12 protein-coding genes are annotated in these 15928 nt (G+C 51.2%); 5 read left to right on the top strand and 7 right to left on the bottom strand.

Annotation, left to right across the window (positions count from 1 at the left end):
• Window positions 1-193: 193 nt before the first annotated feature.
• Window positions 194-1417 (bottom strand): M20 family metallo-hydrolase, encoded by a 1224-nt coding sequence (locus ACI4OH_RS05630; RefSeq protein WP_439784359.1) that lies wholly within the window; start codon window positions 1415-1417, stop codon window positions 194-196.
• A 185-nt stretch (window positions 1418-1602) separates the two neighbouring features.
• Here ACI4OH_RS05630 and dcuC point away from each other — a divergent pair, with 185 nt between their 5' ends.
• Complete coding sequence (dcuC, locus tag ACI4OH_RS05625; protein ID WP_435721806.1) at window positions 1603-2853, top strand: C4-dicarboxylate transporter DcuC; 1251 nt, start codon at window positions 1603-1605, stop codon at window positions 2851-2853.
• A gap of 75 nt (window positions 2854-2928) precedes the next feature.
• Window positions 2929-4242 (top strand): amidohydrolase, encoded by a 1314-nt coding sequence (locus ACI4OH_RS05620; RefSeq protein ID WP_439784358.1) that lies wholly within the window; start codon window positions 2929-2931, stop codon window positions 4240-4242.
• A 99-nt stretch (window positions 4243-4341) separates the two neighbouring features.
• Here the strand turns inward: ACI4OH_RS05620 and ACI4OH_RS05615 are convergent, their stop codons facing one another.
• Window positions 4342-5658 carry a replication initiation protein gene (locus tag ACI4OH_RS05615; RefSeq protein ID WP_439784357.1) on the bottom strand — a complete coding sequence of 439 codons (1317 nt, stop codon included), beginning with the start codon at window positions 5656-5658 and terminating at the stop codon, window positions 4342-4344.
• Window positions 5659-6806: 1148 nt separating this feature from the next.
• Between ACI4OH_RS05615 and ACI4OH_RS05610 the strand changes: the two genes are divergently transcribed.
• Complete coding sequence (locus ACI4OH_RS05610; RefSeq protein WP_435721753.1) at window positions 6807-8153, top strand: ATP-binding protein; 1347 nt, start codon at window positions 6807-6809, stop codon at window positions 8151-8153.
• A gap of 118 nt (window positions 8154-8271) precedes the next feature.
• Here the strand turns inward: ACI4OH_RS05610 and ACI4OH_RS05605 are convergent, their stop codons facing one another.
• From ACI4OH_RS05605 to acgA, 4 genes are all read right to left on the bottom strand, one after another.
• Window positions 8272-8883 (bottom strand): nitroreductase family protein, encoded by a 612-nt coding sequence (locus ACI4OH_RS05605; RefSeq protein ID WP_439784356.1) that lies wholly within the window; start codon window positions 8881-8883, stop codon window positions 8272-8274.
• Between the two features lie 22 nt (window positions 8884-8905).
• Entirely contained in the window at window positions 8906-9469 is a 564-nt protein-coding gene (locus ACI4OH_RS05600; protein WP_435721755.1) for a nitroreductase family protein, read from the bottom strand.
• A 4-nt stretch (window positions 9470-9473) separates the two neighbouring features.
• Window positions 9474-10586 carry a radical SAM/SPASM domain protein, ACGX system gene (gene acgM / locus ACI4OH_RS05595; RefSeq protein ID WP_439784355.1) on the bottom strand — a complete coding sequence of 371 codons (1113 nt, stop codon included), beginning with the start codon at window positions 10584-10586 and terminating at the stop codon, window positions 9474-9476.
• A gap of 61 nt (window positions 10587-10647) precedes the next feature.
• Window positions 10648-10881, bottom strand: coding sequence for an ACGX-repeat peptide (acgA, locus tag ACI4OH_RS05590; RefSeq protein WP_439784354.1), 234 nt, complete (start codon window positions 10879-10881; stop codon window positions 10648-10650).
• 181 nt (window positions 10882-11062) lie between these two features.
• Here acgA and ACI4OH_RS05585 point away from each other — a divergent pair, with 181 nt between their 5' ends.
• Both ACI4OH_RS05585 and ACI4OH_RS05580 read left to right on the top strand, forming a co-directional pair.
• On the top strand, window positions 11063-11968 hold the full coding sequence (locus ACI4OH_RS05585; RefSeq protein ID WP_432647009.1) for a LysR family transcriptional regulator: 906 nt from the start codon (window positions 11063-11065) through the stop codon (window positions 11966-11968).
• 83 nt (window positions 11969-12051) lie between these two features.
• Window positions 12052-13230: a PP-loop family protein gene (locus ACI4OH_RS05580; protein WP_435721758.1), complete on the top strand. Its 1179-nt coding sequence runs from the start codon at window positions 12052-12054 to the stop codon at window positions 13228-13230.
• A 107-nt stretch (window positions 13231-13337) separates the two neighbouring features.
• Here the strand turns inward: ACI4OH_RS05580 and ACI4OH_RS05575 are convergent, their stop codons facing one another.
• Window positions 13338-15920 carry a putative bifunctional diguanylate cyclase/phosphodiesterase gene (locus ACI4OH_RS05575; protein ID WP_439784353.1) on the bottom strand — a complete coding sequence of 861 codons (2583 nt, stop codon included), beginning with the start codon at window positions 15918-15920 and terminating at the stop codon, window positions 13338-13340.
• Window positions 15921-15928 lie beyond the last annotated feature (8 nt).

The raw sequence follows: 15928 nt of genomic DNA, 5'->3' as shown, positions 1-15928 counted from the left end.
TCATTGTTGTATGGAGCAACTAGTCATTATTCTTCTGCAAATGTATCAACATTTCCTCTTTATCTCGCAGCATCCCTCGAATTTTTCTTAGGGATGCTGTTTATAATACCACAAAAGGGACTGTGTGTACGTGATTTCCTCACGAAGGCACAGCCCCTTTTTTCTTGAGGTACCGTTACAAAGAAAAATCTTTCTAGGCAAGTGTGCGGATAACTTCGCTGAAGACGCTGGCACCGGCAGCGATGTCTTCGGGCGAGGCATATTCGGCCGGATTGTGGCTGATGCCGTCGCGACACGGGATGAAAATCATGCCGGTTGGGGCGTATTCAGCCCAATGCATGCTGTCGTGGCCGGCGCCGCTCGGCATTTCAATATGCGTGAAGCCGAGTTTTGCAGCTGTATCCGAGACGAGCTTGACGATATGTCTGTTCATGACTGCAGGTTTTTCGTCACTGACGGGCTTGATGTCGCAGGGGATATCGCGTTCGTCTGTCACCTGTTTGATGTAAGCTTTGAGCTCATCGGCGACTTTTTTCTTTGCCGCGGCCGAGATGCTGCGGATGTCAATGCCAAGGTCAACCTCGCCCGGAATGACGTTCATGACATCCGGCGTCACGTCGCAGATGCCGACCGTGCCGACAACAGGCGCACTCGTCTCGCTGGCAGCGAGTTCCTCAAGCTTCGTGATGATTTTAGCCGCTGCGCAGAGGCCGTCATGGCGCAGATTCATCGGCGTGGCCCCGCTGTGGTCGGCACTGCCATGCAGATAAACGCGGAAGCGCGTCGGTGCGGCGATGCCCGTCACGGCGCCAATCTGCACCTGCCGATGCTCCAGGACTTTGCCCTGTTCGATATGCGTTTCAAGGAAAGCTTTGAGCGGCTTCTTGTAGATGGCACGCTCGATATGGTCGGGGTCGAGTCCGCGCGCTTTCAAAACTTCGCGCAGACTGTGGCCCTGCTTGTCCTGCAGACGGTCGAGGTCTTCCTGCGAGAGCTCGCCGCGCATGGCACGGCTGCCGAGCGTCGCCGCACCAAAGCGGCTCGATTCCTCGCACATAAAGAGCACGACTTCGATGGGATGGTCGGGAACAAAACCTTCCTCATGCATGCTGCGGACGGTCTCGATGGCCGACAAAATGCCGAAAATGCCGTCGTAATTGCCGCCTTCCGGCACACTGTCCCCGTGCGAGCCGCACATGACAGCGGGCAGCGACTCATCCCTGCCCGCATAATGCCCAATGACATTGCCAAACGCATCCACGCGCAGCGTCAGCCCCGCATCCCGCATGAGCTGCATCAAATAATCGCGCCCCTGCCAGTCCGCATCCGAAAAAGCCAGCCGGTTAATGCCCCTGCCCGCGGCCGTGATATGTTTTAACGTGGCAAACTGTTCTTCAAGTCGTTTTTGGGAAATCATAGTGATATTGCCCCCAATCTGCATATTCTGATCATTTTTCTTTTATTGTATACTTAACGAGAAACACTTTCAATATATTGACACGCGTAACTATGAAATTTATAATGAAACAGAATGCTATCATGCATTGCAATTATAATTCTATAGCGAAAAGGAAAGGTGGTAGTTACTACATGGTAACTCTCATGCTGATTGCGGGTACAGTCATCGTCTGTGCCGTAGTCGTCGCACTTGTCAAGGGAGCCGATGCGCGCATCACGCTGATTGGTTCTGGTATCCTCATGGCTGCGATTGGCGGCGTGCCAATGGCAGCACTTGACGCCTTTGCTAAGAGCATGACCAACAGCGGCCTGATTCAGGCAGTCTGCTCGGTTATGGGTTTTGCAATGGCCGTGCGTTTCACGGGCTGTGATAAGCACCTGATTAACGCCATGGCGTCCGTCATTTCGCGTGTACGCTTCTTCCTGATTCCGGGCGTTGTCATCTGCACGTATCTCGTCAACATTGCCCTGCCGAGTGCTGCTGGCACGGCCGCTGCGGCTGGTGCTATCTTCATTCCGCTGCTCATGGCTGCTGGCGTCGGTCCTGCTCTGGCCGCTGCCGCTGTAAAATGCGGTACATACGGCAGTATGCTGAACCCAGGCCTCGCGCACAACCCATTTGTCGCCAAAATTGCCGGTGTCGATGTCATGGATGTCATTGCCTTCCATTATAAGGCCAATATTGCTTCCCTGATTGTTGCCACCATCTGCATCACGGTCATCGCACATGTCCTTAAGGAAGATAAAGGCCATGTTCCTGAACACCTCCAGATTGACAAAAACTTCAAAGTCAATTATCTCTACGCTTTGATGCCGGTCGTTCCTATCGTCATCCTGCTGCTCGGTTCGACGAAACTCGTGCCGATTTTCAAAATGGGTGTTCCGCAGGCCATGATTATTGGTGCAATCCTAACACTTGTCGTCACGCGCACGAAGCCAAAGGATCTCAGTGATGCTTTCTTCGACGGCATGGGCAAAGCCTATGGCAAGATTATCGGCATCATCATTTCTGCCGGCGTCTTCGTTGCAGGTCTTACGTCCATCGGCCTTGTCAAATGGTTTATCGACGCCATGCTCAACAATCCGGCCATCGTCAAGATTTGCGCAGCTTTCGGTCCGTTCCTGCTCGGCCTGCTCACGGGTTCCGGCGATGCAGCGACGTTCGCCTTCAATGAAGCTATCACGCCGTATGCTCCGGACTTTGGCATGACGCAGGTCCAGATGGGCAGTATGGCGACGCTCGGCGGTACGCTGGGCCGTACGATGTCGCCGATTGCCGGTGCAACGATTATCTGTGCTGGCATCGCCGGCATCAACCCGATGGAAATCACGAAGCGCAATGCGATTCCGATGCTCTGCGCTCTGACGGTCGGCATGCTGATCCTGCTGTTCTGATTTGATTTATGGGTGCTGCTCGTCAGCACCTTTTTTTCTTGCCGTGATATAATTGATTTTGGAAGGTGATTTTTGATGGACTTAAAAGAAACAATCCTGAAATTTGCCGATGAAGAGCAGGCTGCGATGGTCAAATGCCGCCGTGACCTTCATGAACATCCGGAACCGGGTTGGACGGAGTTCCGCACGGCTGCGAAAGTGGCCAAAACGCTGTCGGACCTTGGCTATGAAGTTAAGACAGGCGCCGATACCATCAAGCAGGAAGCTATGATGGGCGTTCCTTCAGCGGAAAAGCTTGCAAAGGAACAGAAACGCGCGATTGCAGAAGGCGCTGACCCAGCCTGGGTTGAAAAAATGACCGGCGGCCGTACGGGCGTGCTCGGCATCATGCATTTCTCAGATGACGGTCCTGTCGTCGGTGTCCGCTTTGATATGGATTCCAACGATGTGACGGAGACGGCAGAGCCGGAGCACCGCGCAAACAAAGAGGGCTTTGCTTCGTGCCACACAGGTGCAATGCATGCCTGCGGCCATGACGGCCATACGACGGTCGGACTGGCCCTTGCCAAGCTCCTGGCCAGTCTTAAAGACCAGCTGCGCGGCACGATTAAGCTTTGCTTCCAGCCGGCAGAAGAAGGCGTGCGCGGTGCACATGCCATGGTCGAAAGCGGCATTGTCGACGATGTCGACTACATGCTCGGTGCGCATTTTGGCTTTAAGATGAGAAAAACTGGCACGGTTGCCTGCAATGTCACGGGCTTCCTCGCGACGAGCAAATACGATGCGCGCTTCAAGGGCGTGCCGGCCCATGCCGGTGCCGCACCGGAGCAGGGCAAAAACGCCCTGCTCGCTTCGGCCTGCGCAGCCCTGAACCTCCATGCCATTTCACGCCATTCGGCCGGTGCTTCGCGCATCAATGTCGGCCGACTCGATGCCGGCAGCGGCCGCAATGTCATTGGCGACAAGGCCCTGCTCTGCATGGAAACGCGCGGTGCGACGAGCGAAATCAACCATTTCATGGAAACAGAGGCTGAACGCATCATCAAGGCCGCAGCCATGATGTACGACGTCAAAGTCGACATCGAAAAAGTCGGCGGCGCTGCTGGCGGCAGCAACTCGCCGGAACTCGCAGCCTTCCTCGAAAAAGAAGCCAACAGCCTCGGCATTTTCGACAAAGTCGTCGGCGAATGCCCCTTCGGTGCCAGCGAGGACTTCTCCTACTTCATGGAGCGCGTCCAGTCGCACGGCGGTCAGGCTGCCTACATGATGGTCGGTGCCGACCTCGCCGCCGGTCACCACGACTCGCATTTTGACTTTGACGAACGCGCCCTTGGCTATTCTTTGAAGCTCATGGGCTGCTCCGTCTGCAAACTCTTACTGACGAAGTAAAATCAGATTTATATCAGACAAAAATGAACGGCCTTGAAAAAGTCTAGTACTGGACTTTTTCAAGGCCGTTGTTGTTATTCTGGTCGATATTCACATAGCTTAATACTTCTTCAGCCGCTCAGCGTATTTCTTGATAAACTCCTTTTCATCCCTAAAGCCATAGGCCTGAATCGTCTTGACGATGGGCTTGATGATCCCGCCATGTGTGAGCGAGTAAGCGACGATGGAAAGCAGATTGTCAAGGTCTTCTTCGGTCAGTTTTCGCGGCTTCTTTGGCTGCGCCGGCTTGCCCGACGAAGTGATGCCCTGCGCCGCGAATGCCTCTGACATCTCATCCTGCTTTTGCTTCTTCTCGACAGCAAGCGCCGCTTCATGGTCCTTGATTTCTTCCATCGTCTCGCGTTCGCTGGCATAGTCGTTCTCGACAAAAGCCTTGATGTACTTCTTCCTGCTGCGTCCCGTCAGATGTTTGGCATCGGCCTCCGTGACGCCAAGCGCAAAGTTCTTGGCAACCACCTCGACGCCCCATTTTTTTACAACAGAATTGAATTGTATCAGAGTAAAGCCCTCGCCGTTCATCATTTGGTCTTTGAGAATGGCCTTTGCATCTTTCGGCGACCTCCTGGCTGCTGGCAGTGCTGCCGGATCCGGCGAGATGGGCTCCACATCGATGGTTTCCTTCGCTTCAGGAAGCGGACCATACCCCGCTTTGTACTCCATCCAGAAGGTAAAGCCGGCAATTTTCCTTCCCTCCCGATACGGCTCATACCAGACATGGTAGATGGTTTTCTCGTTAATTTCCGAGATAGGCTTATTTAAGACCTTTAGCTGGAAATGGTCAATCCTGCCAACATACTTGTCATCCGGAACATCAAGCTTAAAACGGACTTCCTGCAGCGATAGCTTGCGGTATATCTGCTTTTTCCCTTTTTCCAGATATCCCTGCATCTCCAGCATCAGTTCCATGAGCCGCCATGCATACTCCGACGACAAGGGGAATACCGTCTTGATCTCGTAACTGGTATACCGCTTCCCCATCAGCTCCAACAGATATGGTTTAATTTCATCATCGAATTGAATCAGCAGCCCCTTGTCTTTCTGATACCGCATCTTGCGATAAATGTGGTACAGAGTGAAGCCTTCCTCATCGTCTATCTCGATGTATCCCCGAAAGGCATTGTCTATATGCCTTTTCAGATTGGTGATGGATGCCGTATTTCCCCCGAACAGCTCCGCCAGCTCCGATGGCGTGATCCATGTTTCCTTGAAGTCCAGATCATGAGGAATCGCATCTTTGATGTGCGGCCGGATGCCCTGCAGTCCCAGGACAAACAGCCGCAATTCTGATAGGTTCATATGCTTGCGTGCTTCTATGAGCGGATTTGCCTGATAAACCTTCCTGTCTAAGATGTTCATATCGCTCCCCTGCCCCTCTTTCTTGATACTATCAGTATATCATTTAATCCCCACCTGGTACAATAGAAAAGTGGGGAATAAAGCAAAAATAGGTGGGGATTAAGGGCAAATTTGCCATCTTTATTCCCCACAATGGCTAAAAGTCAGGTGGGTGCTTTACAAAAATAGGTGGGGATTTAAGCAAAAATAAGTGGGAAATAAAGCAAAAATAGGTGGGTACTTTGCAAAAATAAGTGGGGAATAAAGCAAAAATAGGTGGGGATTATATGTTCCCAAAAAAGTCTCGAAACCCTTGTCACATAATGGATAGAACGCTGTTCGCCGCAGCCAACAATAGTATAGAATAGTATAGAATAATTTAAAAAGTATAGAATAGTCACGTGCGCGTGTGCGCGCGAGGGCTGCGCCCTCTTTCCAGATTTCATGACTTTTTGGCTTACGCCATCCTAAAGCCTCGCGGGGACACCCCGCCGCCCCGCTATGACCGTAAAATCCCTAGCAAGATGTCACTAATCCAGCCAAAATTGCTAGCTGTTTACGTTGCATGAACCAATATTACGAGCAAAAATAGGTGGGGATTAATGGTATAAAAAAGCTTAGAGCCCGCATAATCACTAGCTTTCTAGCATTTTTAGATGGAACGGGACAGTTAGTCAAAATCTGTAGTTATGTTAGCCAAAATTGCTAGCTGTTCACGTTGCATGAACTGATGTTACAAGCAAAAATAGGTGGGGATTAATAGTGCAAAAAAGCCTAAAATCCTTATGATCACTAGCTTTCTATTACTTTTTAATGGAACAGGATCGTTAGCCAAAATCTGCAGTCATGTTAGCCAAAATTGCTAGCTGTTTAGTCAAAAAGGGTAGTCGATACATCTGGGATTCCTTTGTCCTGTCTAGTTTTACGGGCATCATGCTTCACCGTAAAATCCCTAGCACTATCAGTCGGAAATCCCCACGGATTTTTGCAAAGCTAGTCAAAGTTGGCAGCTATATCATCTGCCTCCCCTATCTTACATAGATTCTTAGGGCATTTTATAATTGACCGCAAAATACACGGCATTTAATAAAAACTGGCAAAAAATCACATAATTATATATAATAATGTGTAACCTATCACATTATTATTGATTTCAGGAAGTGATTTGTATGGAACGATTCGTTATGGAAGACCTGGTGGCGTGGAAAGAATCGCCCTACCGCAAGCCGCTGATTCTCAAAGGGGTGCGTCAGTCTGGCAAGACGTGGCTTTTGAAGGAGTTTGGCCATCGTTATTATGAGAATATGGCCTATTTCAACTTTGACGAAAATCCGGAATACCGTGACTTTTTCACTAGCACCAAAGATGTACGTCGTCTGCTGCCGAACCTGTCCATGGCCATCGGCCAACCGATTAATCCGAAAACGACCTTAATTGTCTTCGATGAGATCCAGGATTCACCGGAAGTGCTCAATTCTCTCAAGTATTTTCATGAAAATACGCCAGAATACCACATTGCCTGTGCAGGGTCCTTATTGGGCATTACTTTAGCGAAGCCGTCCTCTTTTCCGGTAGGGCAGGTAGATTTTCTCTCTGTTTATCCGATGAACTTTCTAGAATTTCTTATGGCAACCGGAAGCGAGAACTTGGTCCGTTATTTGCAGCATCTGGATTCGATCGAACCAATCCCGGCACCTTTTTTTAATCCGCTGGCAGAAAAGCTGAAAATGTATTATGTCACGGGAGGTATGCCGGAAGTCGTGAAGCGCTGGATAGAAACCGGAGATACGGAGCAGGTACAGATGACGCTGTTCAATATTCTGACTGCTTACGAACGCGATTTTGCCAAACATCCGGAACCACGGGAATATCCGAAGATTTCCCTGATCTGGCAATCTCTGCCGTCACAACTTGCACGCGAGAACAAAAAGTTTTTGTATAATGTCGTCAAACCTGGGGCACGGGCGCGCGAATACGAAGATGCTTTGCAATGGCTGGTCAACGCAGCACTGGTCTATAAAATATTCCGCATCAAGGCCCCTGGCTTGCCTTTATCGGCGTATGATGATTTGGGCGCTTTTAAGATTTATCTCATGGATGTTGGCGTACTGCGGCGGCTGTCACATCTCGATCCGTCCGCTTTTCGCGAAGGCAGTCGTCTGTTTACAGAATTCAAAGGCGCGTTGACAGAGAATTTTGTGCTGCAATCGTTGATACCACAATTTGAACTTTGTCCGCGTTACTGGTCTCGTATTAATCCGCCTTATGAAGTCGATTTCGTTATTCAGCGACAAAACGATATCATCCCAATTGAGGTCAAAGCAGACACCAATATCAAGAGCCGCAGTCTGCAAAAGTATGCAGATACTTATCCGGACGAGACAAAACTGCGCGTTCGCTTTTCTATGAATAATTTGCGACTGGATGATAATCTGCTGAACATACCGCTGTTTTTGGCAGATAAGACCGACCAGCTAATAGGCTTAGCTTTACGGACGAGGCAAACTGCCGGTTGATACACGATAAAGAGGTTTATTTTACTTTTGACCGATAAGCAACGGCCCTGAAAAAGTCCAGTACTGGACTTTTTCAGGGCCGTTTGCGCCTATCTGCCGATATTCATTTTCGCTGTCTTCAGCCGACCTTATCGAAGAAACAGGTTTCCGTTAGCGGTTTGCGGCGTGTAGACAGCTTTTGATTTGGTTGGTAATCATCTGCCGGATAGCCGATGTAGAGCATGCAGACGGGCTGCCAGTCATCAGGCAGATGCAGGCTTTTCCTTGCTTTCTGCTCGTCGAAATAGCTGATCCAAGCGGTTCCGAGGCCCAAGCTCACAGCTTCGAGCATTATGTGGGTCGCTACGATGACGGCATCGGTCTGGCCGCTCTCTGTCCCGCTTTCGGGGTGTTTCCAGCAGGCCTTTTTGTCGTAACAGACCATTAGCACAAGAGGTGCTCCATAATAGATGACGATATGCTTATGGTCCACTGTATCGCTTTCCTCAGCCAAATCCACATATTTCTTCTTCCAGCCAAATGTACAGAAATCCTTGACTTTCTGCAGCTCTTCCGGTGTGTTAAGCACCAGGATTCTCTGCGGCTGTGCATTGACGGCCGTCGGGGCCCAGCGCCCGGCCTCCAAGATTTTTTTGACTTTTTCCTGCTCCACCGGCTTCTGGGAATATTTTCGCACGGTGTGGCGCTGCTTTGAAAGGGCCATGAAATCCGTGCCCTGCGGTCCAAACATCAGCTGACCCTCCTTATCGACATCAACGGTAAAGTACTTCTGCATAATGGCGTTTTGGCGCCTTTGGATAATCGCCTGCGCAGTAACCCATCGTAATGTAGACCTGCGGGGCAAAATTCTGGGGGATGCCAAATTTTGCCTGCAGTTCCTGTCCCTTGGCGGTGCCCATGGAATTCAGGACCTCGCCGACGATGCAGGTGGATACGCCCTGTTCATAGGCTGCCAGCACGATATTCTGGGCGATGATGTAGGCATCGGCTGGGGAAAAATAGAAGTTTTTCGGGCCAAACAGGGCCACGACCATCGGCGCGTTGTGAAAGGCGCTGCGGGATGCTTCGATCGCTTTTTCCGTCGGCAAGGTGACAATGCCTTTGTTGAAGTTTTCGATCACGGTGGTATGTGCCTTGCCGATGTAGTCAATTTCCATGCGGTCGGTCAGAACGACAGCCCGGATGGAATTGCGGTTGCCGGCATTGGGACTGTAGTCAATGGCCTTCAGGATTTTCCGGATCATTTCTTTTGGTACCAATTTGTCTTGAAATCTGCGGACAGAGCGTCTTCCCTTCATTGCTTCCATTAATTCCATCGTTTCATCCCTCCACCTTCATCACACCATCAACATCGGTCCAGCACTGCGGGTCTTCCGCATAGAAGCTGCCGTAAGTTCCTTTGGCTACGGCAGGGCAGCCGCGGCACCATGCCAGAAGCTTGCATCTTGAGCACTTACTGAATTTCTGGTAATCGCGATACTGCTCTGCCTGATGAAGCCAGAGGTCTGCGAGTCTGTCTTTCAGGGCATTGCCAAGGCCGCTTTCTGCGACACGCCGGCAGGCATATACTTCACCAGTCGGCAGAATCGTCAAATGGCAGTTGCCGCAATTGCAGCCACCGTAAATCATGCCTTTTTTTGCCCAGTCCGGAAGTTTGAACTCGCCTTGCTCATAACGGTAAAGAGTCCAAAGATGGTCCTTGCGATTGAAATAGGTCTCACAGGACGGATCTTTTTCGTACTGTTTGTACTTCTGATCGACAATGCCGAGGAATTTACGGTATTCTGCCGGCGTGATGCCCGTCATCTTTTTGCCGTGTTCTGCCCGTTCTGCTTCTGCGTAAAGGGCAGGCACTTTGGCGGGATCCGGAGCGGTCGGCACGTATCTTGCGAATGCGTATACCGCAGTCTTGTATTTGACAACTTCATCAATGATAGCCGGTACTTCTTTCATGTTGACAGAAGAGACCGTCGTCATCACGACGGAGGTAATGCCCGCTTCATTGATCATCGGAATTTTCTCAAGCGTTTCCCGGAAAGAACCCGGTTTTCGGAACCAGTCATGTGTCTTTTCCATGCCATCGATAGAAAGCTGGTATTTATCACAGCCGCATTCCTTCAGGCGTTTCAGATTCTCTTTGGTCAGGTGAAACGGATTGCCAAGAATCGTGAAGGGAATATGTTTGCTCTTCAGGAGTTCCATCAGCTGCCAAAAATCCGGATGGAGAATCGGGTCACCGCCGGTGATGTAGAAATACGGGAGTCTTCCGAATGTCCGGCAAAAATCTTCCGCATTCGCCACCACCTTTTGCATATCCTCCCATTTCATGCTTTTGAGCGTTTTGCAGGCATTTTCTGCAAAAATGTAGCAATGCTTGCATCTCTGATCACATTCTTCCGTGATATGCCACTGGAAAGCGAAATACTTTGCCATGATCCTGTTCCTCCATTTCCGGTTTTTACTGGCATCTGCTGATTACAATTCTTTTAGCGGCTTATTTGGCAGCGCCGCATGCACTTGACGGCTCTTCCGGCTTGGCAGCACCGCATGCGCTCGACGGTTCTTCCGGCTTGGCAGCACCGCATGCACTCGACGGTTCTTCCGGCTTGGCAGCACCGCATGCGCTCGACGGTTCTTCTTTCTTGCCGGCGCCGCATGCCGTTCCACATGCACCCTGTGCCTCAGTAACTTCTTCCATTTTCGTCCATCCAAAAAGATTTGCTAACATGATATGCCTTCCTTTCTGCAGGTCATGCCCTGCCATCGTAAGCTTTTCTCGGCTTGGTAGTTGTTGTGCTTTTGCTTACAAGAGCATAGTACCATAGGAACATGGGAAAGAGAAATGATTATATGCTATAATTAATGAGCAAAGTGTATAAATAAGGCAGGATGCAGAGAGGTGTTTTCCTATGAATATGACGCAGCTGGAATGTTTTACCACGCTGGCCAGTACGTTGAACTACGTCCGCACGGCAGAAGAGCTGAACATGACGCAGCCGGGGGTATCGAGGCAGATTCAGTCTTTGGAGCAGGAGCTTGGCGCAAGACTTTTCCATCGTACGACGCGTTCGGTCTCGCTGACGCAGGTCGGCGCGGAGTTTCTGCCGGAAGCCCAGCAGATGCTGGGCATATACTATCGTTCCCGCGAATGGATCGCTGCTTTTCATCAAAATGCGCCGCAGACCCTGAAGATTGGCTACAACGACCCACATGCGCTCGTTTTTCTTCGCAAAGTGCTGGCGCTCATTTTGCCGGATGCGCAGAATTTGTATCCGGCGTTTACGCTTGACCAGACGGACGCCAATCTGCAGCGGCTCGTCTCCGGCGAACTGGATCTGGTCTTTGGCATCAGGGACGCGAAGTTTAAAAATGAAAAGATTGTGTTCACGCCGCTTCGCAGAGAACAGTTCGTCTGCGTCCTGCGGAAAGACCATCCGCTGGCCGAAGCCTGCAGCAGGAAGCGCCGCAAAACAGTATCTTCGGAGGAGCTTTTGCCATACCGCCAAATCATCAACATTCCCCCGTACCTCCTGAAAAACGCCTTTTCCAGAGGTCACAAGCTCATCCCCGTCAATGACACGCTGCAGAATATCCTCGTGACAAACAGTTCCGAGGCCTATGCGCTCGTTCTGGCGGGCTTGGGATACTGCCTGCTGCCGGAATATATGCTGATACCCGATAAAAAGCTGAAGTTCCTGACTTGGCAGGAATCCCCTTCAGCGGCACTCGGGATTTACGCCGATGCGCAGACTTATCAGGACAAGACCTCTTCCCTGCGGAAATTCGTCAACTGTGCAGCAGGCCTGTTTTCCTGAGCAAGCTTTCCCTGCTAGGATAATCCGGTAATCCATGGTAAAATAGAAACCAGCAAATTTACGCAAAGGAAGTACAAGAATAAATGACTGCTTTTTTGAAAGCTTGGGAAGATAAAAGTGAAATCACGGTCGATGAGCTCGCGGCCATTGACTCGCAGGAGCTGTATCTTGTCGATATCCGCGACGAGGCGGCGTTTGAGCGCGGCTCGGTGTCGGGGGCCGCGAATCTGAATCCTTTAGAGCTGCAGCAGGGGGGCTATGACCTGCCTGAGGACAAGCTCATCGTCTGCGTCTGCATGTGGGGCAAAATCAGCCTCGGTTTAGCGAATAATCTGCGCGAGCAGGGTTATACGGCCGTCTCGCTGCAGGGAGGCTATGCCCTTTGGCTGCAGAAGAAGCTCGAAAAGGAAACAGCTGCAGCGGCTGTCGACGACAAGCGCCTGAAGCACATCGAAAATTCCCTGCGCAAGAAGTACAAGCGCAAGATTTCGGGCAAGTTCGTCGAGACCATCTGCGACTACAAGCTCGTCGAAGAAGGCGACAAGATCGCCGTCTGCATCTCGGGGGGCAAGGACTCGATGCTCATGGCCAAGCTCTTTCAGGAGCTCAAGCGTCACAACAAAATCCCGTTTGAACTCGTCTTTCTCTGCATGGACCCGGGCTATAACGAGATGAACCGACACATCATCGAGGAAAACGCCAAGCTGCTGCAGGTTCCCCTGACGTTCTTCTCAACGGATATCTTTGAGTCGGTCTTCCATGTCGAGGAATCGCCGTGTTATCTCTGCGCGAAAATGCGCCGCGGCTACCTTTACCGCAAGGCAAGGGAGCTCGGCTGCAATAAGATTGCCCTCGGCCATCATTTTGACGATGTCATCGAGACAAACCTCATGAGCATGCTCTATTCGGGCGCCATCCGCACGATGATGCCGCGCGTCAAGAGCACGAGCTGCCCCGGCATGGAGCTCATCCGTCCGCTCTACCGCATCCGCGAAGCAGACATCAAGAGCTGGCGCGATGACAATGGCCTCTACTTCATCCAGTGTGCCTGCAAATTCACCGAGACCTGCTCGACCTGCCACACGGACGGTACGACCGACTCGAAGCGCCTTGAAGTCAAAAAACTCATCGCGAAGCTCGCCGAGACGAACCCGCAGGTTCCCGGCAACATCTTCCACGCCATGGAAAATGTCAACCTCGACACCGTGCTGCAGTACAAGTTGCACGGCGAGGAACACAGTTTTATGGAAGACTTTGACTGACAAAGCTCCGTCATAGAACCGACCAAGAAAAGTCAAAAGGCCGTGAAAAAGTCCAGCGCTGGACTTTTTCACGGCCTTTCTATTTCATATGACAAGATGTGCGGCGGTCAGATATCGGCACGGCTGTTTTCCTGTGACAGCCACAGGAGAAGGTGTTTTTCCTGCCGATTGAGCAACTTTGTTGTCAGGATGATGAAATTTCCCTTGTACGGATAGGCGAATTTTTGACTTTCGCCGACAGATAATTTTTGCAGCTGACGCTCTAAAAATTTTCTTTGCGGGGAGTCCGTTCTGCTCAAGAGCTGTTCCAGAGCAGCCATGGACAGCTGCGTCGTAGCGAAGGTCAGCTGCTCATAAGCCTTGTTCCAATAGAGGAAACGGCACTGGCCTTTCTTTTCTTCCAGAATGGCAAACGGGTCTTTCAGAGGATAGAGCAGTTGGCCTGCAGCATGGTAAAATGCGGCATCTTCGCTGCATTCCGTCGTAATCTCTTTAGCGGCAAGATTTTTTCTGGCTTCAGCAAGCGGCAGGGGCTTGCCGAAATACCAGCCCTGTATTTTCTCGCAGCCAATCGCCCGCAGGAAATCGTAATGTTCCTGCGTCTCGCAGCCTTCGGCCAGTGTCTCGATGCCGATCTGTTTGGCCATGGCCACGGTGGAATACAGGATGCTCTTGGCTTTTTCAGACATGGACGAAAGGAACTTCATATCGAGCTTGATGACATCGAAGTCAAAGTCCTTGAGCGAATTCAAATTGGAATAGCCGCTGCCAAAATCGTCCATCCAGACCTGGAAGCCGGCGTCGTGGAACCGCTTGATTTCCTTATGCATCTTTTCTTCGTTGCCGGTCAGGATGCTCTCAGTGATTTCAATGTGCAGCATCGCATGCGGCACCTGGTAATTGGCTGCCGCTTCGGTGATGATTTCGCACATATCGGCCTGCATGATGTCGATGCGCGACAGATTGAAGGAGATTGGCACGACGGGACGGCCGGCATCGACATCTTCCCGATACTGCCGGCAGATTTCGCGGATGACGTAGGTATCGACAGCCGTGATCTGGTGGCTCTGCTCGAGGATCGGGATGAAGCGGAACGGCGGCAAAAAGCCAAGTTCTTTGCTGTGCCAGCGGACGAGGGCCTCGTAGCCTGCAAGCTCGCCCGTCAGAGCGCGGATGACCGGCTGATAGTAGACCTCGAATTCCTTTTCCTGCAGGGCCTTGTCGAGGTGCTCGCGGATAAAACGCTGGTCGAGAAGCTGCTGGCGAAGTTCGTCGTCATAATAGCGGATATGACGGTCGACGTCATCATGGATGCTGTCGGCGGCCATCTTGGCTGCATCGGTGATTTCGGCAATGGACCTGTTGCTGTCTTTGCGAATGCCGTAAATGCCGGCTTTGACGTCGATGCGCGCAGCTCTGCCGAGCATCGAAATCCTGCGGTTGGCCGCCTTGAGCTTTTCCTGCAGGCCATCGGCGCGGGTCAGCAGGCAGAAGTTGTCGTTGCTGAAGCGGGCCACCAAAGCATCATCGTAAACATCCTGCAGGACTTTGGCCGTTTCCTTCAGCAGCATATCACCCGCTGCATAGCCATTTTCCGCATTGAAGAATTTCATGCCGACAATATTGTAGAAGACGCAGATTGGCTGTCTGCTGCTTTTCTGCAGCTTCTCGATGACTTTATCTGCCAGTTTTTGGAAATGAAATTGATTCGGCAGCAGCGTCAGGCTGTCAAAAAATTCGAGGTCGTATTCCCTGCCGCGAAGCAGCGCTGCCGGCGTGCCGTTCCAGTCGATTTTGGCAGCGCGGATGACGAGTTTATTGTTCGCAGCCTGATTCGTGATGACGGTACTTCGATTTTCGAGCAGCTCAGGCAGGCTGATGACTGGATGTTTGAAAAACTCCTGATAACTGAGACCGGAACGAAACGCACCGGAGATGCCCAAAAGCCTGCGGAAGGCCTTGTTGCACATGAAAACCTCGGAGCTGTCCTTCGCAACAACGGAAAGCGCCTCATCGCTGTCATTGATGACATGATGCAGGGCAATCTCATCGCCGCGCTGCTTGTAATAAGCATTTGTGTAAAAGCCGGCCAGACCTGCGAGCAGCAATATCAGGAAAAACTCCATGAGCAGTTCATTGCGGGTAATCCAGCCGCCTTTCCATTCTGCTGACAATTTCCATTTGCCGTTTGCAAAGGCAAAGTCGGCAGAGACAGGCTGGAAAAGTGCCTGCGAAGAAGATTCCAGAATGATTTCCTGCTTACCTGTTACATCGTCGTCATGGCTGAGCTTATAGTCATAAAGCTGACTTTCCGCGTCCATATCGATGACATTCAGGACATCCGGATAACGGAGAACAATAACAGCGTAGCCCCAGAATTTTTTCGTGCCCTGTTCATCATACAAATAGATTGGCTTCGTGATAATACAGGCACGGATGCCGATGGACATTTCGTACGGACCGTATATGATCGGCTGTCCGCCCTCTTTTATACGTTCCAAGTCTGCCTTATGCTTGATGTTAAGATCGCGATTGAGCAGGCTCTCAGCGTCCTGCAGCGGGTAAAGATAGCGAATGACGCCCTGCGGTGCCAGTTCGATGAAGGCGATTGCCGGGTCATTGTACTGCGCAAACAGTTTCTCCGAAATCCGGTCGTACTTTTCCTGGTCAATCTCACCGTCATTCGCCATGAGCATGG

Origin of the sequence: Mitsuokella apri (genome assembly GCF_051886055.1) — a bacterium.
Classification (GTDB): Bacteria; Bacillota; Negativicutes; order Selenomonadales; family Selenomonadaceae; genus Mitsuokella.
Note: the sequence above shows the minus strand (reverse complement) of the source record. Positions and strands in the feature narration are given on the sequence as shown.